Raw genomic sequence first — 22,328 nt, forward strand, 5'->3', positions numbered from 1 at the left:
CGCGGGCCGGGGCTCGAGTTTCGCACTGCATCGGGCGAGGCCGGTGCACATGCAAGGAGGCCGTCAGAACGCGAAATTCGCGGTGATCTTGGCCGATCGCGGAATGCCCGGCGTGTAGCGGTAGCCGCTCTTGTTGATGGCAGCCACGTAGTCCTTGTTGAACAGGTTGTACACGTTGAGCTGGATGTCGATGTTCTTGTTGATGCGGTAGGACGCCATCGCATCGAACACCCAGTATGAATCGACGTAAGCCGGCGTACCCACCGCACCATCGCTGCCGCGCTGCAGCTTGCCGTTGTAGCGTGCGCCGCCGCCGAGCGTCAGGCCGAACGGGAACTGGTAGGTGGTCCAGAGCGTGAAGGCCTTCTTCGGCGTGTAGGCGAGGGCGGTCGAGCCGTCCGCCAGCACCGAGGGGCCGCTCAGCACGCGGGTGTTCATGGTGGTGAAGCCCGAGCTCACGCCCCAGTTGTCGGTCAGTGCGCCCGACACGCCGAGTTCCACGCCCTGCACGCGCTTCTTGCCGGTCTGGAAGTACTGCTGCGTGACCGAGTCCTGCACCACCTCGTTGCTCACGTCCGTGCGATAGAGCGCGGCCGTCAGGGCGACTCGCTTGTTCATGACGTCCCACTTCGTGCCGAGTTCGTAGGTCTTGGCCTTCTGCGGGAGGAAGTCGGTGCGTCCGGTGCTGTTGCCGGTGCCGCCGGCAGCCAGCTGGAAGTTGGCGCCGCCGGGCGGCTGCGCAGCGGTGCCGTAGGCCGCGTAGACGCTGCTGTTCTCGGTCGGCTTGTAGACCAGGCCGATCTTGCCGGAGAGCAGGTTGTCAGACAGCTTCAGGTTGGTCGGCGTGATCGTCGAGGTCTGAGGACCGTTGCCGCTGCGCGCCAGCGTCAGGGCGGTGGCGTTGTACGTGGTCGAGTAGTGGTCGTAGCGCAGGCCGGCGGTCAGTTGCCATTGCTCGTTGAACTTCAGCGTGTCGAAGGCGTACAGGCCGATGGTGTCGGTGCTGCCGTCGGAGCCGGTGCCGTTGGCGATGCGGTTGTAGCCGCTCACGTACGGGTTCGGGTTGTACAGGTTGGCGGCAGGCCACGAGCCGGCCGCGGCCAGCGTGGTGCCTACGCTCGGGTAGCCCGCGGCGTAGTAGTTGTTGGCGGTCTGCTTCTCGCGGATGAATTCGAGGCCGCCGTTGAACGTGTGGCTGATGCTGCCCGTGTTGAACTTGGCCGACACGCTCGTCTGATTGGTGAAGATCGTGTTTTCCTGGTCCTTGTTGGTGGGCAGGTTGCGAGTGATCGTCCAGCTTGCGGGAATGGTCGGGATCACCGTGTTCAGGAAGCCCGAGTTCACGGCGGGCAGGGTGCCGTTGTAGATCGGCGTTTTGCCGACCTGCGTTGCCGTCAGGCCGCCGCCCATGAACGACGTCAGCATGTAGTCCTGCGAGGTCTTGCCGTAGCGCGTGGTGTTGCGGATGGTGATGTCGGGCGTGAGATCGTGCTCGATGCGCGCGGTGAACATGTCGGCCGTCACGTTGTCGAAGTCCGAGCTGGTGCCGTAGAAGTTGCTCGAATCCACGCGCGGCGCGTAGTTCAGGTAGGTGCGGCGGGCCAGGCCGCGGTTGATCGCGGTGGCGTCGGGCGTGGTGTAGCCCGGCAGGCCGATGGTGGGCACGCCGCCGTCCGGAACGTTGTTCTGCTTGACGTGCAGGTAGTCGAGGAATATGCGCGTCGGGCTGTTCAGGCCAAGGGCGAGAGAAGGCGCGATCGCCCAGCGCTTGTTCTTGACGAAGTCGCGGCCGGCCACGCCGCCGTCCTCGCTCACCGCGTTCAGGCGGAAGGCGGCGCCGATGCCGTTGGCGCCGCTCAGCGACTTGTTCCAGTCGACGCTGCCGCGCTTGAAGTCGGCGCTGCCGAAGCTCAGCGAACCCAGGAAGCTGTCTTCGAGCTTGGGTTTCTTGGTGACGAGGTTGATGTAGCCGGTCGGCGAGGTACGGCCCACGTCGGTGCCCGAGGGGCCCTTCACGACTTCGACCTGGTCGATGTTGAAGATGTCGCGCGAGACAGAGCCGAGATCGCGGATGCCGTCGACGAAGATGGCGCTGGAGCTGTCGAAGCCGCGCATGAACACGGCGTCGCCCGTGTTGGTGTTGCCGTTCTCGCCGAGGAAGAAGGTGCCCACGCCGGGGGTGTTGCGCAGCGCCTCGGTCAGCGTGGTCGCCCCCTGGTCGCGAATGATCTGTTCCTTGATGACCTGGATGGTCTGAGGCGTGTTCACCAGCGGAGCGGTGAACTTGGGATTGGCCGAGTTGTCGGCCTTGTAGTCGTTGACGGCGGAGTCCTGCACGCGGACTTCGGGCAGGGCGGCGCCGGATTGGGCAAGGGCACCGGGGGCCGCCATGGCCATCAGGGTTGCGGCGGCGGCGCCTGAAAGATGTGGAACTGCACGCGAAACGGGGTGTTTGCGGCTTTTGATGTAGGCCATGAAGTTTTCTCCGAAAAGGGCGGGCGTCAGGACTCGACTGGCGATGTCCGGACGACCTGGATTCCTTGGAGAAACACGAGGGGGGACTGGCTGGGTGAGTCGATCTGCGGGTTGTGCGCGGATCGCTGCAAATGATATTGGTTCTCAATACTAAAACTGACACCCAAGCGAAACTAAGTCGAAAGTTGTGTCAGTTTCGTTGCGGCCCAGCAACGCGATCGACGCAGCAGCTTTATCTAGTAGACGTCTCGCCGATAGCGGCCGCTGGCCGCCAGCTCGGTGATCTGCGCCTCGCCCGCGATCTGGCGCAACGCCGCGTCCACGCCCGAAGCCATTCCTTGAAGGCTGCCGCAGACGTAGATGGCTGCGCCGTCGTGCAGCCACTGCAGCAGCGTGTCAGCCGATTGCAGCAGCCGGTGCTGCACGTAGAAGCGATCGGCCTGGTCGCGCGAGAACACCATGTCCAGACGCTTGAGTACTCCACCGGCCTGCCATGCCTCGATCTCCTTGCGATAGAGGAAGTCGTGCGCGGCCTGGCGCTCGCCGAACACCAGCCAGTTGTCGTGCCTGCCCATGGCTGCACGCGTGCGAAGGTGCGCGCGCAGCCCGGCGATGCCTGTGCCGTTGCCGATGAGAACCAGCGGCCGTGATTCATTGCCGTCGAGGCGGAAGCCCCGGTGCTCCCGCACGCGCAGCGCCACCGTGTCGCCCACGCCCAGGGTGGACGTGAGCAGTCCCGAGGCCGCGCCCAGTGTGCCGTCCGGATGCCGCTCCTGCCGCACGAGCAACTGCAGTTCGCCGTCGGCATGCACCGAGGCGATGGAGTAGTCGCGCGGGCGTTTCGGATCGCTGGCGACGATCACCTGCGCAAGATCGCCCGACGCCCAATACGGCAGCGCTCCGCCGGCCTGAGGCACCAGCCCGAGATGGAAGACGGGCCAGCCTGCGCTGCCCGGGTTGAGATGCTCGCGCGAGACGAGCCGCCATGGAGTGAAGACCGCGCCTTCGGCATCGCCTGCGGATCCGGGCGCGTCGCCCCAATGCGCGTGCCATGCGGCCAGCGCCGCCGGGTCGTTGTTGTCGACCTCGATGCGATCGAATTCGCGCCTGGCGCCCGTGGCCTGCAGCCATTCGTCGAGCGCACGACCGAAGCCGCAGAAGTTGGCGTACTGGCGGTCGCCCAGTGCCAAGACGGCGTAGCTCAGCGAAGGCAAGCTCGGCGATGAGTCCATCATCCGTTCGACGAACACGCTGGCGCCGTCCGGGGCATCGCCTTCGCCATAGGTGCTCGCGATGAAGAGCGCGCGGGAGGCGATTGCCAGAGCCGCCCCATCGAGCGCGTTCAGTTCCATCACGCGCGCCGGCGTACTCGCCGCACTCAGCTGCCGAGCGGTCTGCCATGCGATGGACTCGGCCTGGCCCGTCTGGCTGGCGAACAGCACGAGAACCGGGGCTTCGTCGCCGCCCGCCGATAGCGCCGCCGAGTCGCGCGCGGCCTCGGCCTTGCGTCTGCGCTCGCGCAGATAGATCGATGCACAGAGCGCTGCATACGCCGCGACGGTGGAACCCGCGCCCAGTGCGCGCCAGGCGAAGTCGTTCATGTTCCAGCCGCTGCGGGCCAGGCGCGTGTGGTCTTCGCCTCTGGCGCGGGATCGCCATGGCTCACGAACAGCGCGGCGACGTTGTGCTGCTGCGCGAAGTCGAATCCTTCTTCCGGCCCGAGCACCGTCAGCACCGTGGCCAGCGCGTCGGCCTGCATGCACTCCGCGTGAAGCACGGTGACGCTGGCCAGCGGGTGCGCAACCGGCTCTCCCGTTCGCGGATCGATGGTGTGCGACCAGTGGCGTCCCTCGTGCGAGCGCCGATGCCATCGGTCGCCCGAGGTCGCGATGGCCATGTCCGCGAGCGCCACCCGGCGCGCACCGGAAGGATCGCCGTCGACGAGCACTTGCCAGGGCTGTCCTCCAGGGCGTTTCCCGATGCCTCGCAGTTCTCCGCCGACTTCGAGAAGCGCATCGGCGATGCCCAGTGCACGCAGGGCGTCGATGCCGTGGTCCACCGCGAATCCCTTCGCGATGCCCGAGAGATCGAGCGTTGCGCCTCCAGGCTGCAGGAGCGAGCCTTCCGCCTCATCGAACGCAAGCCGGGACCAGCCGACGCGCCCGCGCGCCTCGGCCAGCGCGGCCTCGCCGGGCAGACCGGCCTGCTCCGCTTCCGGCCCGAAGCCCCAGCACGCGACCAGCGGACCCACGCTCGGGTCGATCGCGCCGCCGCTTGCCGCTGCCCACCGGAAAGCGCATCGCATCACCGTGGCGAATTCCGCCGGCAGCACATGGCGCGCCCCGGCCTGAGCCTGGTTGAACCCGCTGATGTCCGAGCCCGGCTCCCAGTGGCTCATCTGCGCGATCACGCGATCGAGCGCCGATTCGAGGGCCGCTCGGACTTGCGCGAGCGGCAGCATCCGCGGGTTGTCGAAACGCAGCGACCAGGTGGTGCCCATGGTCTGGCCGCCCAGCTGCTGCAGCGTCGCGGGATCGGCGGGGCGGGGTACTGCCGCGTTGGCATAGCCGCCAGCGCGCCAGGTGCTGAACGAAAGGCCCAAGAGAAAGTCCGCTCTACCAGCGTGGATGTGGCCGCCTCAGGGCATCACTTCGAGCGTCGCCGCGTAGCTCAGGCGGCGTTCCTTGGCCTGCGGCACCGTGGTCTTGTTGTCCTTGGTGCTGGCATCGAGCCAGTACATGCCGGCGTTCGGCCAGGTCACGCTGAACTGGCCCTTGTCGTCGGTCTTGAGCTTGATCTCCTCGAGCTTGTCGCGGTACTGCGTGTTGCCGGCCGTCACCGTCACTTCGAGCCCCTTGGCGGGTTGGCCGTCGAGGTTCAGCGTGAAGGTGGCCTTCTCGCCCTTTACCAGGTCGGTCGGGCTGCCGGCGGCGATCAGCTCAAGGCCCTGACCGACCGGCTTGAGTGCGGAAGGCTTGCCGACGGTCACGAAGGTCTCGATGCGACCCGACGACTGGGTGATGGTCACGTCCTGCGCATCGGCAGGAATCTCCTTGCCGATGGTCTCGGCCGTGCCGCGCGCGCGCTTTGTCTGGCCCGTGGCCTTGTCCTTCCAGCTCGCGAAGGCGCCGGCGTTGATGACGGCGATGCGATAGGTGCCCGCCTGCGCCACGTTCACGTCGAACACGTTGCGCAGCTTGAGCTTGGCCTCGGTCTCCGGCTTGACGGTGCTGCCGTCGGGAGCGGTGATCTGCAGGCCGTCCAGGCGCAGCGGCGCGTGGTTGGCGACGAACAGGTCGTTGGACACGGCGGCATCGACCGTCACAGTGTCCGCCTTCGAGAACACGGTGGACGAGGGCAGAAGCCAGGCGTTGTGTGCCTGCGCGAGCGTTGCGGCCGCCGACAGGGCGATGGAGAGGGAGGCGAGGCGAAGGTTGAAGCGTGTCATGACGGTTCCTGTGTGATGTGGCGGGCGGGTCTTCAAGGCAGGGAGATCAGGGCTTGAGCTCGAGCCGGATCTCGCCAAGTTCTTCCTTGCCCGTCGCGGTCGGCTGCGTCGCTGCGGTCGGCGGCCACTGGAAGGGAATGCTCACGACTTCGCGGCCGCCGACTTCGCGTGCGGCCTCCACCACCAGCTTGTAGGCGCCAGGGGCGAGCTTGGGCATCGGGGCCGTGCCTTCCGTGAAGCTCAGCTGGTGCTTGCCGGCGGGCCGGGTCGCGCCCGTCACGCCGTCGACCGGCACCGAGAGCTCGCGGCCGCCGCGGCGCCACCACTGGCGCATGTCCTTCAGCCACTTGGTGCCTTCGCCCTCGGGGTTGTTGGTCTTGGTACGCACGTCGTACCAGACCGCCAGCGTGCCGGCGTTGGTGTTGTCGGCACGCTCGATCCAGGTCGCCACGTAGGGGCGGTGGTACTCGGAGACGTTCAGCCGCGGAATCTCGATGTTGACGGCCAGCCCCGACGCGAAGGCCGGAGCCGCGAACAGCGCCGACATGGCCAGCGGCGCGAGTGAGTAGCGAACGTGCACTTGGAACCTCTTTCCTGGATCCGTACGGATCGATTGATTGGTTGATGACGAAATCAGTGGATGAACAGCAGCGCGAGCAGCACCGGCACGACCAGCCCCATGCCGACCATCGGCCAGGTGAAAGGCCGGTTGCCCGCATGCATCTTGAGAATGAAGAGCCCGGTGATCGAGAAGACCAGGGCGGCGCCCGCGAAGATGTCGATGAACCAGCTCCATGCGGCGCCGGTGTTGCGGCCCTTGTGGAGATCGTTGAAGTAGGAGAGCCAGCCGCGGTCGGTGCGCTCGTATTCGATTTCGCCGTCGGCCAGGCTCAGGCGCAGCCAGGCGTCGCCACCGGGGCGGGGCAGCGAGAGATAGATTTCGTCGTCGGACCACTCGGCTTCCCGGCCGGCGGTGGAGATGTCCCAGTGCTTCTGCACCCAGGCTTGGAGTTCGGCAGGCAGGGGGGCTTTGCCCTTGAGGGCCTTGGCTGCGGGCAGCTGCTTTTCGAGGCGGGCGCGCAGCGCCTCGTCGATGGAGCCGTTCAGCCTGGTGACGACCGGCTTGGCCTCGATCTGGCTGGCGTGGTTGAGGGTGAATCCCGTCACGCTGAACAGGATCATCCCGATGAGACAGATGGCCGAACTGACCCAATGCCATTCGTGCAGGGTCTTGAGCCAATAGGCGCGTCGGCGGTTGTCGGGGCGGGCGGCGGCAGTCATCGGAAGGCGCGGATTCTATCCGTGCGAATGAGAATGACTGTTATTCGTGGCCGGTTAAGTTACGTAAAGCAATAAAAAAACGGGACCGAAGTCCCGTTTGTCGATAAGGAGCAGGGCCCTGCCTTATTCGAGTTCGCCCATCTGCGACTGCAGGTAGTTCTGCAGGCCGACCTTGTCGATCAGGTCGATCTGTGTCTCGAGGAAGTCGATGTGCTCTTCCGTATCGTCCAGGATCTCCTGGAGCAGGTCGCGGGAGACGTAGTCGCGCACCGATTCGCAATGCGCGATGCCGTCCTTGATGGTGGCCTGTGCACCGGTTTCGGCGCCGAGGTCGCAGCGCAGCAGCTCGGGCACGTCTTCGCCGATGTTCAGCTTGCCGAGGTCCTGCAGGTTCGGCAGGCCGTCGAGCATGAAGATGCGGTCCATGAGCTTGTCGGCGTGCTTCATCTCGCCGATCGATTCCTCGTATTCCTTCTTCGCGAGCTTGTCCAGGCCCCAGTGCTTGAGCATGCGGTAGTGCAGGAAGTACTGGTTGATTGCGGTCAGCTCGTTCTTGAGCTGGGCCTGCAGATGTTCGATGACTTTCGGGTCGCCCTTCATGGTTTTTTCCTTGTTCTGAAAGCGGTGATTGTCAGAGGTGCAAACGCGCGCTTGCAAGCAATCCCATGCAATGTCGGTCTGCATGCGTGTGATGGTGATACACGTTCGTATTGATGCTTCTCGCCCATGTGTCGCAGCCATCGAAAACATAGCGACTTCCAATGCTTTCAATAGTTGATTGCTATCAATCGAGATGAATTGGTAGTTATACTCATGTCTCGCACTTTTTGTCCAACCGCAGCATCCAAGGAATCAACATGTCCCTGATCAACACCCAAGTCCAGCCCTTCAAGACCCAGGCCTACCTCAACGGCAAGTTCATCGATGTGTCCGACGAGACGCTCAAGGGCAAGTGGTCCGTGCTGATCTTCATGCCGGCGGCATTCACCTTCAACTGCCCGACCGAAGTCGAAGACGCGGCCGAACACTACCCCGAGTTCCAGAAACTGGGTGCCGAGGTCTACATCGTGACCACCGACACGCACTTCTCGCACAAGGTCTGGCACGACACCTCGCCGGCCGTCGGCAAGGCCAAGTTCCCGCTGGTCGGCGACCCGACCCACACGCTGACCAACGCTTTTGGCGTGCACATCCCCGAAGAAGGTCTGGCACTGCGCGGCACCTTCGTGATCAATCCCGAAGGCATCATCAAGACCGCCGAAGTGCACTCCAACGAGATCGCCCGCGACGTGAAGGAAACGCTGCGCAAGCTGAAGGCAGCCGTCTACACCGCCGCTCACCCGAACGAAGTGTGCCCGGCCAAGTGGAATGAAGGCGACAAGACGATCGCCCCGTCGCTGGACCTCGTCGGCAAGATCTAAGCGCCCTGCGAAGGCCCGGCGCCCGCGAGGCCCCGGGCTTTTTTGGCCCCCGTTGATAGTTTTACGTTATCGAAAGAGAGTCCCTCATGCTCGACGCAAACACCAAAGCCCAATTGAAGAGTTACCTCGAACGCGCCACGCAGCCGATCGAGATCGTCGCCTCGCTCGACGACAGCAAGGCCTCGGGCGAGATGCTGTCGCTGCTGAAGGACGTTGCCGAATCGTCCCCGCTGATCAAGCTGACCGAAAGCCGCGACGACAACCACCGCAAGCCCTCGTTCTCGGTCAACCGCCCGAGCGAAAACCACGGCCCGCGTTTTGCCGGCCTGCCGATGGGCCATGAATTCACGTCGCTGATCCTTGCCCTGCTGCAGATCGGCGGCTATCCCCCCAAGGTCGAGCAGGCCGTGCTCGACCAGATCAAGGCGCTCGACGGCGACTTCGAGTTCGAGGTCTATGTCTCGCTCACCTGCCACAACTGCCCCGACGTGGTCCAGGCGCTGAACCTGATGGCGGTGCAGAACCCGCGCATCCGCACCACGATGATCGAGGGCGGCACCTTCCAGGAGGAGGTGAAGGAGCGCCAGATCATGGCCGTGCCGACCGTGTTCCTCAATGGCACGGAGTTCGGCCAGGGCCGCATGAGCCTCGAGGAGATCCTCGCCAAGATCGACACGAGCGGCGTCGAGCGCGAAGCCAAGAAGATCGACGGCAAGGACCCGTTCGACGTGCTGATCGTCGGCGGCGGCCCCGCCGGCGCTGCAGCGGCCGTGTACGCGGCGCGCAAGGGCATCCGCACCGGCGTCGCCTCCGAGCGTTTCGGCGGCCAGGTGCTCGACACCATGGGCATCGAGAACTTCATCTCGATCAAGGAAACCGAAGGGCCGAAGTTCGCCCATGCCCTCGAAGAGCATGTGCGCGACTACGACGTCGACATCATGAACCTGCAGCGCGCCAAGGCGCTCGTGCCGGGCAACGGCCTGATCGAAGTGCAGCTCGAGAGCGGCGCCTCGCTCAAGAGCAAGTCGGTCATCATCTCGACGGGTGCGCGCTGGCGCAACATCAACGTGCCCGGCGAGCACGAGTTCAAGAACAAGGGCGTGGCCTACTGCCCGCACTGCGACGGCCCGCTGTTCAAGGGCAAGCGCGTGGCTGTGATCGGCGGCGGCAACTCGGGCGTCGAGGCTGCCATCGACTTGGCCGGCATCGTGGGCCACGTCACGCTGATCGAGTTCGACACGCAGCTGCGAGCCGATGCAGTGCTGCAGCGCAAGCTCAGGAGCCTGAAGAACGTCGACGTGTTCACCAACGCGCAGACCACCGAGATCACCGGCGACCAGAAGGTCAACGGCCTGATCTACAAGGACCGCGCGACGGGCGAATCGAAGAAGGTCGAGCTCGAGGGCGTGTTCATCCAGATCGGCCTCGTGCCCAACACCGACTGGCTCAAGGGCACGGTCGAGCTGTCGAAGCACGGCGAGATCATCGTCGACGCGCGCGGCCAGACCTCCGTGCCTGGCGTGTTCGCGGCGGGCGATGCGACCACGGTGCCGTTCAAGCAGATCATCATCGCGGCCGGCGACGGCGCAAAGGCGGCGCTGGGTGCGTTCGACCACCTGATCCGGACGTCGGCTCCTGCGTAAGCCACCATTGGCGACGTGAAGCGAAAAAGCGCCCCGGCGGGGCGCTTTTTCTATTCAAGGGAAGCGGTATCAATAGATCAGCCGCTCCGGCCGCAACTCCTGCAGGATCGTGGTGGCGATCTCCTCGATCGACTTGGTGGTTGTCGAGAGCCAGCGGATGCCTGCGCGCCGCATCATGGCCTCGGCCTCGGCCACCTCGTGGCGGCAGTTCTCGATGCTCGCGTACCGCGAATTCGGCCGGCGCTCGTTGCGGATCTCGCTGAGCCGCTCGGGCTGGATGGTCAGGCCGAAGATCTTCTTGCGATGCGGGATGAGCGCCGGCGGCAGTTGCCGGCGGTCGAAATCTTCCGGAATCAGCGGGTAGTTGGCCGCCTTGAGGCCGTGCTGCATCGCGAGGTAAAGCGATGTGGGCGTCTTGCCGCTGCGGCTCACCCCCACCAGGATCACGTCGGCGCCTTCCAGGTCGCGGTTGCTCTGGCCGTCGTCGTGCTGCAGGCTGAAGTCGATCGCGGCGATGCGGTCGTTGTACTCCTTGCTCTTGCTGACGTCACTGAAGCGGCCGATGCGGTGGTTCGACTTCGCGGCCAGTTCGATTTCCAGGGGGCGCACGAAGGTGCCGAACATGTCCAGCAGCATGCCCTTGCAGCCGGTCTCGATCACCTCCAGCACCTCCATGTTGGCCAGCGTCGTGAAGACGATGGGCCTGGCACCCTCAATTTCGGCAGTGTGGTTTATCTGCCGCACTGCCTGGTGGGCCTTGTCGACCGTGTCCGTGAAGGGCAGCCGGACGTGGCGCGGCTTCATCTCGAACTGGGCCAGGACGGCGTTGCCGAAGGTTTCGGCGGTGATGCCGGTGCCGTCGGAAATGAAGAAAACGGTGCGTGAAGGAATAGTCATGCGGCCTTGTCCTGCGGCGCGGACCACGTTGCCCCGCCTACAATGAGGGCCATTATCGGGAATCCGCCTTCCCAGCCCAATTCTCTCCATGCACGCCGCGCCCGCACCCAAAGCAACGAGAACGATCGTGCTGCGCCGTCTGCATGCAGCACCGGTTTCAACTTCTGGAGCTTTCCCATGTCTGCACTTTTCGACGCGACCGCCCTGGTCGTACCGTTTGAAAACCTGAGAATGACCGACGTCGAGGCGGTTGGCGGCAAGAACGCCAGCCTCGGCGAAATGATCTCGCAGCTGCCGCAGGGCGTGCGGGTGCCCACCGGTTTTGCGACCACGGCGCACGCATTCCGCCAGTTCCTGGCCCACGATGGCCTGGCCGACAAGATCAGCAAGCGCCTGGCCGCCCTGAATGTCGACGACGTGCGCGCCCTGGCCGCCGCAGGCGCCGAGATCCGCGGCATGGTCGAGGCCCAGCCTTTCCCCGCCGACCTGCAGAAGGCGATCACCGAAGCCTTCGCCACGCTGAGCGCCGGCAATCCGTCCGCTTCGTTCGCCGTACGCTCCTCTGCCACGGCCGAAGACCTGCCCGACGCTTCGTTCGCAGGCCAGCAGGAAACCTTCCTGAACGTGGTCGGCATCGACGACGTGCTGCACAAGATGAAGGAGGTGTTCGCCTCCCTCTACAACGACCGCGCCATCAGCTACCGCGTGCACAAGGGCTTCGAGCACGACGTGGTCGCGCTGTCGGCCGGCGTGCAGCGCATGGTGCGCTCCGACCTCGGCGCCGCCGGCGTGATGTTCACCATCGACACCGAATCGGGCTTCGAGGACGTGGTCTTCATCACCTCCAGCTACGGCTTGGGCGAGACGGTGGTGCAGGGTGCCGTGAACCCCGACGAGTTCTACGTGCACAAGCCGACCCTGAAGGCCGGCAAGAAGGCCGTGATCCGCCGCAACCTCGGCTCCAAGCTGATCCAGATGGAGTTCGCCACGCCCGAGGAGAAGAGGGCCACCGGCAAGCTGGTGAAGACCACCGACGTCAAGGCCGAGCAGCGCAACCGCTACTCGCTGACCGATGCAGAGGTCGAGCAGCTCGCCAAGTACGCCCTCGTGATCGAGGAGCACTACGGCCGTCCGATGGACATCGAGTGGGGCAAGGACGGCACCGACGGCCAGCTCTACATCCTGCAGGCGCGTCCCGAGACGGTGAAGAGCCAGCAGCAGGGCAAGGCCGAGCAGCGCTACAAGCTGCTGGGCAAGGGCACGGTGCTGGCCGAAGGCCGCGCCATCGGCCAGAAGATCGGCACCGGCCCCGTGCGGCTGGTGCACAGCATCAGCGAGATGGACCAGGTGCAGGCCGGCGACGTGCTCGTCACCGACATGACCGACCCCAACTGGGAACCGGTGATGAAGCGCGCTTCCGCGATCGTCACCAACCGCGGCGGGCGCACTTGCCACGCGGCCATCATCGCGCGCGAACTGGGCATTCCGGCCGTGGTCGGCTGCGGCGACGCCACCGACCTGCTGAAGGACGGCACGCTGGTCACGGTGAGCTGCGCCGAGGGCGACACCGGCTTCATCTATGACGGCCTGCTCGAGACCGAGGTGACCGAGGTGCAGCGCGGCGTGATGCCCGAGATCGACATCCAGCTGATGATGAACGTGGGCAACCCCCAGCTCGCGTTCGACTTCGCGCAGCTGCCGAACCACGGCGTGGGCCTCGCGCGCCTGGAGTTCATCATCAACAACAACATCGGCGTGCACCCGAAGGCGATCCTCGACTACCCGAACGTCGACAACGACCTGAAGAAGGCCGTCGAGTCGGTGGCCCGCGGCCATGCTTCGCCGCGCGCCTTCTACGTCGACAAGGTTGCAGAGGGCATCGCGACCATCGCAGCGGCCTTCTGGCCGAAGAAGGTGATCGTGCGCCTGTCGGACTTCAAGTCGAACGAGTACCGCAAGCTGATCGGCGGCAGCCGCTACGAGCCCGAGGAAGAGAACCCGATGCTGGGCTTCCGTGGCGCCGCGCGCTACCTGAGCGCCGACTTCGGCGAAGCCTTCGCAATGGAATGCGAGGCCCTCAGGCGCGTGCGCAACGACATGGGCCTGACCAACGTGCAGATCATGGTGCCCTTCGTGCGCACCCTGGGCCAGGCGGAGCGCGTGACCGGCCTGCTGGCCGAATACGGCTTGAAGCGCGGCGAGAACGAGCTCAAGCTGATCATGATGTGCGAAGTGCCGAGCAACGCCATCCTGGCCGACGAGTTCCTGCAGTTCTTCGACGGCTTCTCCATCGGCTCGAACGACCTGACCCAGCTCACCCTGGGCCTGGACCGCGATTCGGGCCTGGAGCTGCTGGCCGCCGACTTCGACGAGCGCGACCCGGCCGTGAAGGCCATGCTGAGCCGCGCCATCAAGGCCTGCAAGGCGCAGGGCAAGTACGTCGGCATCTGCGGCCAGGGCCCCAGCGACCATCCCGACTTCGCGCTGTGGCTGGCGGAGCAGGGCATCGAATCGATCTCGCTGAACCCTGACAGCGTGATCGATACCTGGCAGCAGCTCGCCAAGCGCTGATACGCGCAACTCTCCTGGATTGCGGAAATCCCCATCGGGGGATTCCCGCGACTTGGGAGTGATATTGAAACAAATTGCGTATTTGATGCCAGACTGGCGGGACTCACGGGCGTATCCCGGAAGGGAAGACCACCATGATCCTCGTCAAGACAGAAGCAGGCCACCAGGCGCTGAAAGACCGTTCGATCCCGCTGTCGCCGCGCCAGCGCTCTGCTTTCATCCTTTTCGATGGCAAGCGCTCGGTCGACGATGTGCTGGCCGCCGGCATGGGCATCGTGCGCGAGGACATCGACCAGATGGTCGGGCTGGGTGTGCTGGCACCCGTGGCGGGGAGTGCGGCGGCGCCTGTCGAGGCGGCGCCCGCCCAGGGTTCGTCCGGCCGCAGCAGGCAGCAGCGCTACAAGGATGCCTATCCCATCGCGACGCAGCTCACCGGCAGCCTCGGACTCAAGGGCTTCCGGCTCAACCTGCAGGTGGAGGGCACGACCAGCTACGAAGACCTGCTTGCGCTGGCCCCGAAAATCCGAGCCGCCGTCGGTCCCGAGAAGGCCGCGGCCCTGGACAAGGCCCTCAACGACTGAGCCAGCTTGCCGAAGCGGCCTTTGCAGGGCTATAATCGCCGGCTTTGCCTTGCCACACTGCGCCCGACGCTGCAGGTGGCTTTTCCTCTTCCTCGGAAGAATCCACAAGGAGTGCCATGCGTCACTACGAAATCATTTTGCTGATCCACCCGGATCAGAGCGAACAAGTTCCGGCCATGCTGGAGCGCTACAAGGGCCTGATCACGGCCGGCGGCGGCAAGGTCCACCGCGTCGAAGACTGGGGCCGCCGTCAGCTGGCCTACCAGATCAACAAGCTCAACAAGGCCCACTACCTGTGCGTCAACATCGAAGCTGAGCAGACCGTGATGGGCGAACTGGAACACGCGTTCAAGTTCAACGACGCCGTGCTGCGTCACCTGACCGTCCAGAAGAAGAAGGCCGAAACCGGTCCTTCGTCGATGATGAAGACGGTCGAGCGCGAAGAGGCCCGCAAGGCCCAGCAGGCCGAGTACGCCGCCAACAACAACTGATGGCGTGACTGCCGCCGCTGCGGCAACCGGGGTCAACCAGCTTCTGCTGACCGCCTCCGTTGCCGAACTCGGTAACTTGCGATTCACGCCAGCCGGCTTGCCAGCCATCGACCTGAAGCTCGAACACGAGTCGACGCTCCAGGAGGCAGGAAAGCCCAGGCAGGTGAAGACGGCCCTCAAGGCCGTTGCCTTCGGCGCCATCGCCGAGCGGCTCGCAAGGCAGTCGATGGGGAGTCTCTGGCGTTTCCAGGGCTTTCTCGCGACACCGGGCAACGGCAAGCATCCGGTCCTGCACATCCAGGATTTTCAGCAAGATTAATTTTCGACAAGAGGTCCCGAAATGGCCACGTTCAAGAAATTCAACAAAGACAAGCGCCCGAAGCGCAACACCCAGTCGCTGCTGTTCAAGCGCAAGCGTTTCTGCCGCTTCACCGTCGCCGGCGTCGAGGAAATCGACTACAAGGATGTCGACACGCTGCGTGATTTCATCAGCGAAAACGGCAAGATCATCCCCGCACGCCTGACCGGCACGCGCGCCATCTACCAGCGCCAGCTGAACACTGCCATCAAGCGCGCGCGCTTCCTGGCCCTGGTGCCGTACAGCGACCAGCACCGCGTCTAAGGAGTCGAGACCATGCAAATCATTCTTCTGGACAAGGTTGTCAACGTCGGCGCCCTGGGCGACATCGTCAAGGTCAAGGACGGCTACGCACGCAACTTCCTGATCCCGTCGGGCCGCGCCCGCCGTGCCACCGCTGCCAACAAGGCCGAATTCGAAGCCAAGCGCGCCGAACTCGAAAAGGCTGCGGCCGCCAAGCTGGCTGAATCGCAAGCCCAAGGCGAGAAGCTCGCCGGCACGACCATCAAGCTGACCCAAAAGGCCGGCGTGGACGGCCGCCTGTTCGGCTCGGTCACCAACAGCGACATCGCTGAAGAGCTGGGCAAGCAAGGCTACAAGGTTGCCAAGGCGCAAGTGCGCCTGCCCAACGGCCCGATCAAGGTCGTCGGCGACAGCAGCGTCAGCGTGGCTCTGCACACCGACGTGGTGGTCGACATCAACGTGACGGTCTACGGCGAAACCGCCTGATCGTCCATGGCGCCTCGAGCGCTGAGCAAAAGCCGCCTTCGGGCGGCTTTTCTTTTTCCGCGCCGATGTTGTCCCGTCTTTTCCAGCCGATTGCACTGGAAGATCACCGTTTATTCACAACCTTGTCCACACGCGCATCGCCCTGCGCGGCTTAGCATGCAGGGTTGCAAGGGAAGTCCATGTCCGCCGTTTTTTCCTATGCCGACAACGATCCGTCGGCCGACCGCCAAGTTGCCCAACTGCGCATTCCGCCTCATTCCATCGAGGCCGAATCCAGCGTGCTCGGCGGCCTGCTGCTCGACAACGGAGCCTGGGACCGCATGGGCGACCTGCTGGTCGACGGCGACTTCTACCGCCATGAGCACAAGCTGATCTACGCGGCCATCGGCGGGCTGATCAACGCCAGCAAGCCGGCCGACGTGATCACCGTCTACGAGCAGCTGCAGAACCTCGGCAAGGCAGACGAGATCGGCGGGCTGGTTTACCTGAACTCGCTCGCGCAGTACGTGCCCAGCGCGAGCAACATCCGCCGCTACGCCGAGATCGTTCGCGAGCGTTCGATCCTGCGCAAGCTGGTCTCTGCCAGCGACGAGATCGCGACCAACGCCTTCAATCCGCAGGGCAAGGCGGTCGACAAGATCCTCGACGAGGCCGAGCAGAAGATCTTCAACATCGGCGAGGAAGGCACGCGGATGAAGCAGGGCTTCCAGAGCATGGATGCCCTGGTCGTCGACCTGCTCGACCGCGTGACGGAGATGGCCGAGAACCCGAACGACATCACGGGCGTTCGCACCGGCTTCAACGACTTCGACAAGATGACCTCGGGCCTGCAGCCGGGCGACATGATCGTGCTGGCCGCGCGTCCCTCCATGGGCAAGACCTCGCTCGCGATCAATATCGCCGAGCACGTGGCGCTCGACGAAGGCCTGCCGGTGGCCGTGTTCTCCATGGAAATGGGCGCTGCCCAGCTGGCGGTGCGTATCGTGGGCTCCATCGGCCGCATCGACCAGGGCCACCTGCGCACCGGCAAGCTCACCGACGAGGAGTGGCCGCGCCTGACCGAGGCCATCGAGAAGCTGCGCACCGTGTCGCTGCACATCGACGAGACGCCAGGCCTTTCCACCAGCGAGCTGCGGGCCAACGCGCGCCGGCTCGCGCGCCAGTACGGGCGCCTGGGACTGATCGTGGTCGACTACCTGCAGCTGATGTCGACCAGCGGCTCCGGCGACGAGAACCGCGCCACCGCCGTGGGCGAGATCTCGCGCGGCCTGAAGATGCTCGCCAAGGAGCTGAAGTGCCCGGTGATCGCGCTGTCGCAGCTCAGCCGCGGCGTCGAAAGCCGCACCGACAAGCGTCCCATGATGAGCGACCTGCGCGAATCCGGCGCCATCGAGCAGGATGCGGACATCATCATGTTCATCTACCGCGACGACTACTACAACAAGGAGTCGAAGGAGCCGGGCGTGGCCGAGGTGATCATCAGCAAGCACCGTAACGGGCCGACCGGCACCGTCAAGCTGGCCTTCCTGAAGCCGCTGACCAAGTTCGAAAACCTGGTCGGCTACAGCAACAACGACGACTACTGAGGCAGGCGGCTGCCCGGCGGCAGTCAGCTGGTGCTGCTGCTTCCGGAACCGACGTCGGAACTGCTGCCTGCCCAGGGCGGGCGGCCATCCGGCTTCTGGGGCATCACCTTTCCGTGGGCCGCCTCCGCATTGACCTGCCGCAGCAGGTCCGCCAGCGTCTTGCCCGGCTCGTCGCGGAAGCGCTCGGGCAGCACCTCGATCGCATCCATGCGGTCGAGGCGGAAGCCCCGGAAGTCGTCGCGCAGCTCGCACCAGGTCGACAGCGTCCAGACCTTGCCCCAGTAGAAGCAGCCCAGCGGCCGCACCGTGCGCTCGCTGGCGTCGCCCGAGACGTCGCGGTAGTGCAGCCGCAGCTTGTTGTGCGACTGGGTCGCCTCGCGCAGCGTCTGCAGTCGCGCACGCAGGGTGTCGTCCAGGCCCAGCCCGGGCGCGTACAGCGCCAGCGCCTCGGCCGAGACACGCGCTGCTGAGGGCAGCACCGACAGGATCTTCCCCAGACCCGTCTCGATGTCCCGCGCCAGTGCCGGATCGACCCAGCTCTGCGCGAGCCGGGCTGCAGCGACCAGCGCCGCGGCCTCGTCCTGCGTGAACATCAGCGGTGGCAGCTCGAAGCCCGCGCCGAGCCGGTAGCCCACGCCGGCTTCGCCCTCGATCGGCACGCCCTGGTGCTGCAGGTCCGCGATGTCGCGGTAGACCGTGCGCTCCGACACCTCCAGCCGCTGCGCCAGGAAAGCTGCCGTGGTGAGCCGGCGCCCACGGATGAGCTGCACGAGCTGGAAGAGGCGATCGGCGCGGCGCATCAGCAGGGCCTGGCGAGCGGGAGAGAGTGAGGCGCCGGCGGGTTGCGCCGGCTCTTGCTGAAGATGCTCATGAAACTCCGATGTGGATCGCTACCTTGTCCGGCCCTTCGTAGGCCTCGAAGTCGCTGCGATAGCGGCGTGCGACCTCCGGGTGCGCCTCGAAATACTGCCAGATGCGTTCCCACGTGGCGATCACCATCTGCGGCATCTGCCCCTCGCCGTTGAAGACCAGGTAGTCGCCGGCTTCCACGGCGAGGCTGTTCTCGCCGCCCGAGACCGCGACGCCCGCCGTGACGTCGAACGCGCCATCCTTGTCCGATTCGTAGGCCGAATAGAGGCTGAAGATGCGAGTGTCGGCGGTGCGCCGTGGCGTCGACGCATAGGTTTCCTCGCCGAAGAATCGGCCCCACAACTGGCCGAGGCGGGCGGTAGCGGGGTCGCGCTCCTCGCGGTTGGTGGTGCGGATGGTGAGGCCCGAGACGCGGAACGCGTCCTGGTGCCGGCGAACTGGTTCCATGTGTTTGCTTCTCCTCAAAGCGATAGTGTCTTCAGGTCGGCCTTCATGGCCTGTGCGATCAATTTGATGTCGTCGTCGCTGACGTCGAACATGCCGAAGCGGAACTTGTAGCCCCACTGCCGGGGGTTCTCGATGAAGGCCAGCCGCTCGATCAGCGGGGCGATCGGCGCCTCGTGCCCGGCGGCGTAGGCCACGTCGCGCCGCCATGGCACGAAGCCGTTGCCCATGTCGAACTCGTAGGGCTCGCCCGGCTGCACGATGCCGATCGACACGAAGCTCTGCAGCTTGTCCGTGCCCCCGAACACCGTGGCCGGTGAATAGTAGGCGACGCGGTCGCCCGCCGAAAGCCGCTTGAGCGGCGCATGCTTGCCGTGGCCGACCTGCATGAAGCCGATCGGCCGGTGGTCGCGCCCGCGCCGCGCATGCTCGGCGCTGGCCACTGCGATCCAGTTGCGTTGCGCCATCGCGAGTCACTCCAGCGAATGCAGGCCGACTTCGTTGCCCTCGGTGTCGCGCAGGTGGGCGATGAAGCCCATGCCCGGGGGCAGTGCCGACTTGGGCGCCACGATCTGCCCGCCGGCCGCCTCGACGCGCGCGAGCACGGCGTCGATGCTGGGGTTGCAGTCGAGGTAGATGCGGATGCCCGTGCCGGCGCGTGCGCTGGCATTGGCGCCTGCCTGCAGCGCGCCGCCGGTGGCGGGCTTGTCGTGCGGGAAGATGGCCAGCGTCTCGCCGCCGAAGTCCTCGCGGCGCAGCTTGCGGGCGAGCACGCTCTCGTAGAAGGCTTGGGCGCGGTCGATGTCGGTGACCGGGATCTCGAACCAGGTGATGGCGTTCTGCATTCGGAACTCTCTTTCTTTCGTTGCGTTGGAAGGAGCCCGGATGGTGCTGCCGGCCTACTGACAGCGTCTTGTCAGTAGGCTGTCGGGGGAATGAAAAAAGGCCCGCGCCGCTTCAGTGAAGCATGCGCGGGCCTGGTCCGGCCGCGGGCAGGGCCGCTGCTAGAGCACGTCGCTCGCGAAGTCGGCCAGGCGCGAGCGCTCGCCGCGCGCCAGCGTGATGTGTCCGCCGTGCGGCCAGCCCTTGAACTTGTCGACCGCGAAGGTCAGGCCCGAGGAGCCTTCCGTGAGGTACGGCGTGTCGATCTGCGCGAGGTTGCCCATGCAGATGATCTTCGTGCCGGGGCCGGCGCGGGTGATCAGGGTCTTCATCTGCTTGGGCGTGAGGTTCTGCGCCTCGTCGATGATCACGTACTTGTTCAGGAAGGTGCGCCCGCGCATGAAGTTCATGCTCTTGACCTTGATGCGGCTGCGGATCAGCTCGTTGGTGGCCGCGCGGCCCCATTCGCCGGCACCGCCGCCGTCGCCCTTGGCCAGGAACTCGAGGTTGTCGTCGAGCGCGCCCATCCAGGGGCCCATCTTCTCCTCCTCGGTGCCGGGCAGGAAGCCGATGTCCTCGCCCACGCTCACGGTGGCGCGGGTCATGATGATCTCGGTGTAGCGGCGGTCGTCCAGCACCTGGGTCAGGCCCGAGGCCAGCGCCATCAGCGTCTTGCCGGTGCCGGCAGTGCCGGTCAGCGTGACGAAGTCGATCTCCGGGTCCATCAGCAGGTTCATCGCGAAGTTCTGCTCGCGGTTGCGCGTGTTCACGCCCCAAACGGCGTTCTTGCCGGAGCTGTAGTCCTTCAGCGTCTTGAGCACCGCGGTCTTGTCGCGGATCTCGGTGACGCGGGCGTACATGCTCGGCTCTCCGGGTGCCTCGAAGTAGACGAACTGGTTGATGTACAGGTTGGGCACCAGCGGGCCGCTGATCCGGTAGAAAGTGCTGCTGCCGCTTTGCCAGCTCTCGACGGTCTTGCTCTGGCGCGTCCAGAAATCTGCGGGCAGTGCGAGCGAGCCTGCGTAGAGCAGATCGCCGTCTTCCAGCGTCTTGTCGTTCTGGTAGTCGTCGGCGGCCAGGCCCAGTGCGCGCGCCTTGACGCGCATGTTGATGTCCTTCGACACCAGCACGACCTCCTGCTTCGGGCGGCCGGGGCGGTCCTGGGCGTATTCGTCGCGCAGCGCGTGCACTACGCCGAGGATCTGGTTGTCGGCCTTGCCCTGGGGCAGGCTGATGGGCAGCGAGTAGTCGAGCGGGGCGGTCTGGAAGAACAGGCGGCCGCCGGCCTCGCGATGGCCCGTGGTGTCGAGCTTCAGGCCCTTGTCGATGTCCGCCCCCTGGGCAGCTGCCAGCGCGTCGAGCGTGCGGCTGGTCTGGCGGCCGTTGCGGGCGACTTCGGTCGTGCCCTTCTTGTGGCCGTCGAGCTCCTCCAGCACGATCATCGGCAGGAAGATGTCGTGCTCCTCGAAGCGGAAGAGGCACATCGGGTCGTGCAGCAGCACGTTGGTGTCGAGCACGAACAGCTTGGCGGGGCCGTTGGACTTGCTGCGCTTGGCGCGGGCCGGCGGCTGGGGCGCAGGCTCCACCGCAGCCGCTGCAGGCTCGACGGCCGGGACCCTGGTCTCGACCTGGATGAGCGCCTGGGGCGCGGGCGCGCTCACCGGGGCTGGCGTGGGAGCGGCCTTCGACCTGGTGCGGCGAGCTGGGCGCACTGCGGCGCCGCCGCCGGCGCCTTCGGCGCCGATGCTGTCGAACAGCTCGAGCGGCTGAGGGCCGCGCGCCGCAGCTTCGTCAGCGCGCGAATCGCCGGAACGGCGGGAACCCCGGTGCGATGACCGGGCGGGCGCATCGAGCGCGTCCGGCGAGAGCAATGCAGCGCGTTTCGTGGGGGCGGGGGGCAATGGCATGTGTCAGATCGCTCGCAGGAAGTGGGAACCAGAAAACGAAAAAGCCGCCTGAAGACCAAGGCGGCTTTGTTCGGAGGATGCGGTCGTGGAGCTCAACGGCATGAGGCCATTATGCACACCGCGGAAGACGCGCCGGCAGCTCTTTACGCACCGTTGGGCATTTCCCACGCCGGGGCGGCAAGGCTTGATTGCTGCCGGTCCGCCAGAAGGCGGGCGCTCAGGCGGCCTTCTTCAGGGCCTTGACGGCCTTGAGCACGTCGTCGACATGGCCAGGAACCTTGAGGCCGCGCCATTCAGCCTTCAGGATGCCGTCGGCCCCGATCAGGAAGGTGCTGCGCTCGATGCCCTTGACCTTCTTGCCGTACATGATCTTGTTCTTGACCACGCCGAACATGTGGCACATCTTTTCTTCGGTGTCGGCGATGAGTTCGAAGGGCAGCTCGAGCTTGGCCTTGAACTCGTCGTGCGACTTCATGTTGTCGCGGGACACGCCGAAGACGGTGGCGCCGGCTTTCTCGAAATCCTTGTAGCGGTCGCGGAACTGCATCGCTTCGGTGGTGCAGCCCGGGGTGTTATCTTTCGGGTAAAAATACATGACCAGCACGTGGCCGAGATGCGAGGTATTCGAGACCTTGATGCCGCCCGTGGCGTTGGCGTCGAATTCAGGAATGGGTTTGTTGACAACGATCGCCATGAAACTTGTTTTCTCCGTTAGATTCCGTTCCTGAGCCCTCTCGCCCCGTT

23 protein-coding genes are annotated in these 22,328 nt (G+C 65.3%); 9 read left to right on the forward strand and 14 right to left on the reverse strand.

Annotated features, from left to right (window positions below; translation table 11 throughout):
* Positions 1-63 precede the first annotated feature (63 nt).
* The 7 genes from ACTJLF_RS18965 to bfr all read right to left on the reverse strand — a co-directional run bounded on the left by ACTJLF_RS18965 (position 64) and on the right by bfr (position 7,804).
* Complete coding sequence (locus ACTJLF_RS18965; protein ID WP_126184965.1) at positions 64-2,475, reverse strand: catecholate siderophore receptor Fiu; 2,412 nt, start codon at positions 2,473-2,475, stop codon at positions 64-66.
* Positions 2,476-2,711: 236 nt separating this feature from the next.
* Positions 2,712-4,076 (reverse strand): sulfite reductase subunit alpha, encoded by a 1,365-nt coding sequence (locus tag ACTJLF_RS18970; RefSeq protein WP_132751603.1) that lies wholly within the window; start codon positions 4,074-4,076, stop codon positions 2,712-2,714.
* Positions 4,073-5,077, reverse strand: coding sequence for an FAD:protein FMN transferase (locus ACTJLF_RS18975; RefSeq protein WP_440883689.1), 1,005 nt, complete (start codon positions 5,075-5,077; stop codon positions 4,073-4,075). Before ACTJLF_RS18975 ends, ACTJLF_RS18970 begins: the two co-directional genes overlap by 4 nt.
* 36 nt (positions 5,078-5,113) lie before the next feature.
* Positions 5,114-5,923, reverse strand: coding sequence for a DUF4198 domain-containing protein (locus tag ACTJLF_RS18980; protein WP_132800541.1), 810 nt, complete (start codon positions 5,921-5,923; stop codon positions 5,114-5,116).
* 46 nt (positions 5,924-5,969) lie between these two features.
* Entirely contained in the window at positions 5,970-6,470 is a 501-nt protein-coding gene (locus ACTJLF_RS18985; RefSeq protein ID WP_184607276.1) for a DUF2271 domain-containing protein, read from the reverse strand.
* Positions 6,471-6,556: 86 nt separating this feature from the next.
* Complete coding sequence (locus tag ACTJLF_RS18990) at positions 6,557-7,204, reverse strand: PepSY-associated TM helix domain-containing protein (protein WP_440883690.1); 648 nt, start codon at positions 7,202-7,204, stop codon at positions 6,557-6,559.
* Between the two features lie 123 nt (positions 7,205-7,327).
* Positions 7,328-7,804 carry a bacterioferritin gene (gene bfr, locus ACTJLF_RS18995; RefSeq protein WP_081270476.1) on the reverse strand — a complete coding sequence of 159 codons (477 nt, stop codon included), beginning with the start codon at positions 7,802-7,804 and terminating at the stop codon, positions 7,328-7,330.
* A gap of 257 nt (positions 7,805-8,061) precedes the next feature.
* Here bfr and ahpC point away from each other — a divergent pair, with 257 nt between their 5' ends.
* Positions 8,062-8,625, forward strand: coding sequence for an alkyl hydroperoxide reductase subunit C (gene ahpC / locus ACTJLF_RS19000; RefSeq protein ID WP_020723187.1), 564 nt, complete (start codon positions 8,062-8,064; stop codon positions 8,623-8,625).
* A gap of 86 nt (positions 8,626-8,711) precedes the next feature.
* Positions 8,712-10,268 carry an alkyl hydroperoxide reductase subunit F gene (gene ahpF / locus ACTJLF_RS19005; protein ID WP_440883691.1) on the forward strand — a complete coding sequence of 519 codons (1,557 nt, stop codon included), beginning with the start codon at positions 8,712-8,714 and terminating at the stop codon, positions 10,266-10,268.
* 69 nt (positions 10,269-10,337) lie between these two features.
* Here the strand turns inward: ahpF and ppsR are convergent, their stop codons facing one another.
* Positions 10,338-11,159: a posphoenolpyruvate synthetase regulatory kinase/phosphorylase PpsR gene (gene ppsR, locus ACTJLF_RS19010; protein ID WP_126185093.1), complete on the reverse strand. Its 822-nt coding sequence runs from the start codon at positions 11,157-11,159 to the stop codon at positions 10,338-10,340.
* Positions 11,160-11,342: 183 nt separating this feature from the next.
* On the opposite strand from ppsR, the gene ppsA reads away from it, so the two are divergent.
* The 7 genes from ppsA (at position 11,343) to dnaB (ending at position 17,481) form a co-directional block, all read left to right on the forward strand.
* Positions 11,343-13,736 (forward strand): phosphoenolpyruvate synthase, encoded by a 2,394-nt coding sequence (gene ppsA, locus ACTJLF_RS19015; protein WP_440883692.1) that lies wholly within the window; start codon positions 11,343-11,345, stop codon positions 13,734-13,736.
* A 134-nt stretch (positions 13,737-13,870) separates the two neighbouring features.
* Positions 13,871-14,317 (forward strand): hypothetical protein, encoded by a 447-nt coding sequence (locus ACTJLF_RS19020; protein WP_019655916.1) that lies wholly within the window; start codon positions 13,871-13,873, stop codon positions 14,315-14,317.
* A 116-nt stretch (positions 14,318-14,433) separates the two neighbouring features.
* The gene (rpsF, locus tag ACTJLF_RS19025) at positions 14,434-14,808 is read left to right on the forward strand and encodes a 30S ribosomal protein S6 (protein WP_019655917.1); all 375 of its coding nucleotides are present in this window, start codon (positions 14,434-14,436) and stop codon (positions 14,806-14,808) included.
* Positions 14,809-14,812: 4 nt separating this feature from the next.
* Complete coding sequence (priB, locus tag ACTJLF_RS19030) at positions 14,813-15,127, forward strand: primosomal replication protein N (protein WP_132751596.1); 315 nt, start codon at positions 14,813-14,815, stop codon at positions 15,125-15,127.
* A 21-nt stretch (positions 15,128-15,148) separates the two neighbouring features.
* Positions 15,149-15,430: a 30S ribosomal protein S18 gene (gene rpsR / locus ACTJLF_RS19035; RefSeq protein ID WP_019655919.1), complete on the forward strand. Its 282-nt coding sequence runs from the start codon at positions 15,149-15,151 to the stop codon at positions 15,428-15,430.
* Between the two features lie 12 nt (positions 15,431-15,442).
* Entirely contained in the window at positions 15,443-15,895 is a 453-nt protein-coding gene (gene rplI, locus ACTJLF_RS19040) for a 50S ribosomal protein L9 (protein WP_019655920.1), read from the forward strand.
* A 179-nt stretch (positions 15,896-16,074) separates the two neighbouring features.
* Positions 16,075-17,481 carry a replicative DNA helicase gene (dnaB, locus tag ACTJLF_RS19045; RefSeq protein WP_019655921.1) on the forward strand — a complete coding sequence of 469 codons (1,407 nt, stop codon included), beginning with the start codon at positions 16,075-16,077 and terminating at the stop codon, positions 17,479-17,481.
* Positions 17,482-17,504: 23 nt separating this feature from the next.
* Here dnaB and ACTJLF_RS19050 read toward each other — a convergent pair whose 3' ends face one another.
* The 6 genes from ACTJLF_RS19050 to ACTJLF_RS19075 all read right to left on the reverse strand — a co-directional run bounded on the left by ACTJLF_RS19050 (position 17,505) and on the right by ACTJLF_RS19075 (position 22,278).
* Entirely contained in the window at positions 17,505-18,281 is a 777-nt protein-coding gene (locus ACTJLF_RS19050) for a helix-turn-helix transcriptional regulator (RefSeq protein WP_132751595.1), read from the reverse strand.
* Between the two features lie 67 nt (positions 18,282-18,348).
* Positions 18,349-18,798, reverse strand: coding sequence for a GyrI-like domain-containing protein (locus ACTJLF_RS19055; RefSeq protein WP_184607234.1), 450 nt, complete (start codon positions 18,796-18,798; stop codon positions 18,349-18,351).
* Positions 18,799-18,812: 14 nt separating this feature from the next.
* Complete coding sequence (locus ACTJLF_RS19060; RefSeq protein WP_019655924.1) at positions 18,813-19,262, reverse strand: EVE domain-containing protein; 450 nt, start codon at positions 19,260-19,262, stop codon at positions 18,813-18,815.
* A 6-nt stretch (positions 19,263-19,268) separates the two neighbouring features.
* Positions 19,269-19,640: a VOC family protein gene (locus tag ACTJLF_RS19065; RefSeq protein WP_354324208.1), complete on the reverse strand. Its 372-nt coding sequence runs from the start codon at positions 19,638-19,640 to the stop codon at positions 19,269-19,271.
* Positions 19,641-19,799: 159 nt separating this feature from the next.
* Positions 19,800-21,584 carry a PhoH family protein gene (locus ACTJLF_RS19070; RefSeq protein WP_132751591.1) on the reverse strand — a complete coding sequence of 595 codons (1,785 nt, stop codon included), beginning with the start codon at positions 21,582-21,584 and terminating at the stop codon, positions 19,800-19,802.
* A 217-nt stretch (positions 21,585-21,801) separates the two neighbouring features.
* Positions 21,802-22,278, reverse strand: a complete 477-nt coding sequence (locus tag ACTJLF_RS19075) for a peroxiredoxin (RefSeq protein WP_019655927.1) — start codon at positions 22,276-22,278, stop codon at positions 21,802-21,804.
* Positions 22,279-22,328: the final 50 nt, after the last annotated feature.

This window comes from Variovorax sp. 22077 (genome assembly GCF_052044195.1).
Classification (GTDB): domain Bacteria; phylum Pseudomonadota; class Gammaproteobacteria; order Burkholderiales; family Burkholderiaceae_C; genus Variovorax; species Variovorax atrisoli.

Excerpts from the sequence above, each read along its gene's own strand:
- ACTJLF_RS18965 (WP_126184965.1), bottom strand. The coding sequence starts at position 2,475 with ATGGCCTACATCAAAAGCCGCAAACACCCCGTTTCGCGTGCAGTTCCA.
- ACTJLF_RS18970 (WP_132751603.1), bottom strand. The coding sequence starts at position 4,076 with ATGAACGACTTCGCCTGGCGCGCACTGGGCGCGGGTTCCACCGTCGCG.
- ACTJLF_RS18980 (WP_132800541.1), bottom strand. The coding sequence starts at position 5,923 with ATGACACGCTTCAACCTTCGCCTCGCCTCCCTCTCCATCGCCCTGTCG.
- ACTJLF_RS18985 (WP_184607276.1), bottom strand. The coding sequence starts at position 6,470 with ATGTCGGCGCTGTTCGCGGCTCCGGCCTTCGCGTCGGGGCTGGCCGTC.
- ACTJLF_RS18990 (WP_440883690.1), bottom strand. The coding sequence starts at position 7,204 with ATGACTGCCGCCGCCCGCCCCGACAACCGCCGACGCGCCTATTGGCTC.
- bfr (WP_081270476.1), bottom strand. The coding sequence starts at position 7,804 with ATGAAGGGCGACCCGAAAGTCATCGAACATCTGCAGGCCCAGCTCAAG.
- ahpC (WP_020723187.1), top strand. The coding sequence starts at position 8,062 with ATGTCCCTGATCAACACCCAAGTCCAGCCCTTCAAGACCCAGGCCTAC.
- ahpF (WP_440883691.1), top strand. The coding sequence starts at position 8,712 with ATGCTCGACGCAAACACCAAAGCCCAATTGAAGAGTTACCTCGAACGC.
- ppsA (WP_440883692.1), top strand. The coding sequence starts at position 11,343 with ATGTCTGCACTTTTCGACGCGACCGCCCTGGTCGTACCGTTTGAAAAC.
- ACTJLF_RS19020 (WP_019655916.1), top strand. The coding sequence starts at position 13,871 with ATGATCCTCGTCAAGACAGAAGCAGGCCACCAGGCGCTGAAAGACCGT.
- rpsF (WP_019655917.1), top strand. The coding sequence starts at position 14,434 with ATGCGTCACTACGAAATCATTTTGCTGATCCACCCGGATCAGAGCGAA.
- rpsR (WP_019655919.1), top strand. The coding sequence starts at position 15,149 with ATGGCCACGTTCAAGAAATTCAACAAAGACAAGCGCCCGAAGCGCAAC.
- rplI (WP_019655920.1), top strand. The coding sequence starts at position 15,443 with ATGCAAATCATTCTTCTGGACAAGGTTGTCAACGTCGGCGCCCTGGGC.
- dnaB (WP_019655921.1), top strand. The coding sequence starts at position 16,075 with ATGTCCGCCGTTTTTTCCTATGCCGACAACGATCCGTCGGCCGACCGC.
- ACTJLF_RS19050 (WP_132751595.1), bottom strand. The coding sequence starts at position 18,281 with ATGCGCCGCGCCGATCGCCTCTTCCAGCTCGTGCAGCTCATCCGTGGG.
- ACTJLF_RS19055 (WP_184607234.1), bottom strand. The coding sequence starts at position 18,798 with ATGGAACCAGTTCGCCGGCACCAGGACGCGTTCCGCGTCTCGGGCCTC.
- ACTJLF_RS19060 (WP_019655924.1), bottom strand. The coding sequence starts at position 19,262 with ATGGCGCAACGCAACTGGATCGCAGTGGCCAGCGCCGAGCATGCGCGG.
- ACTJLF_RS19065 (WP_354324208.1), bottom strand. The coding sequence starts at position 19,640 with ATGCAGAACGCCATCACCTGGTTCGAGATCCCGGTCACCGACATCGAC.
- ACTJLF_RS19070 (WP_132751591.1), bottom strand. The coding sequence starts at position 21,584 with ATGCCATTGCCCCCCGCCCCCACGAAACGCGCTGCATTGCTCTCGCCG.
- ACTJLF_RS19075 (WP_019655927.1), bottom strand. The coding sequence starts at position 22,278 with ATGGCGATCGTTGTCAACAAACCCATTCCTGAATTCGACGCCAACGCC.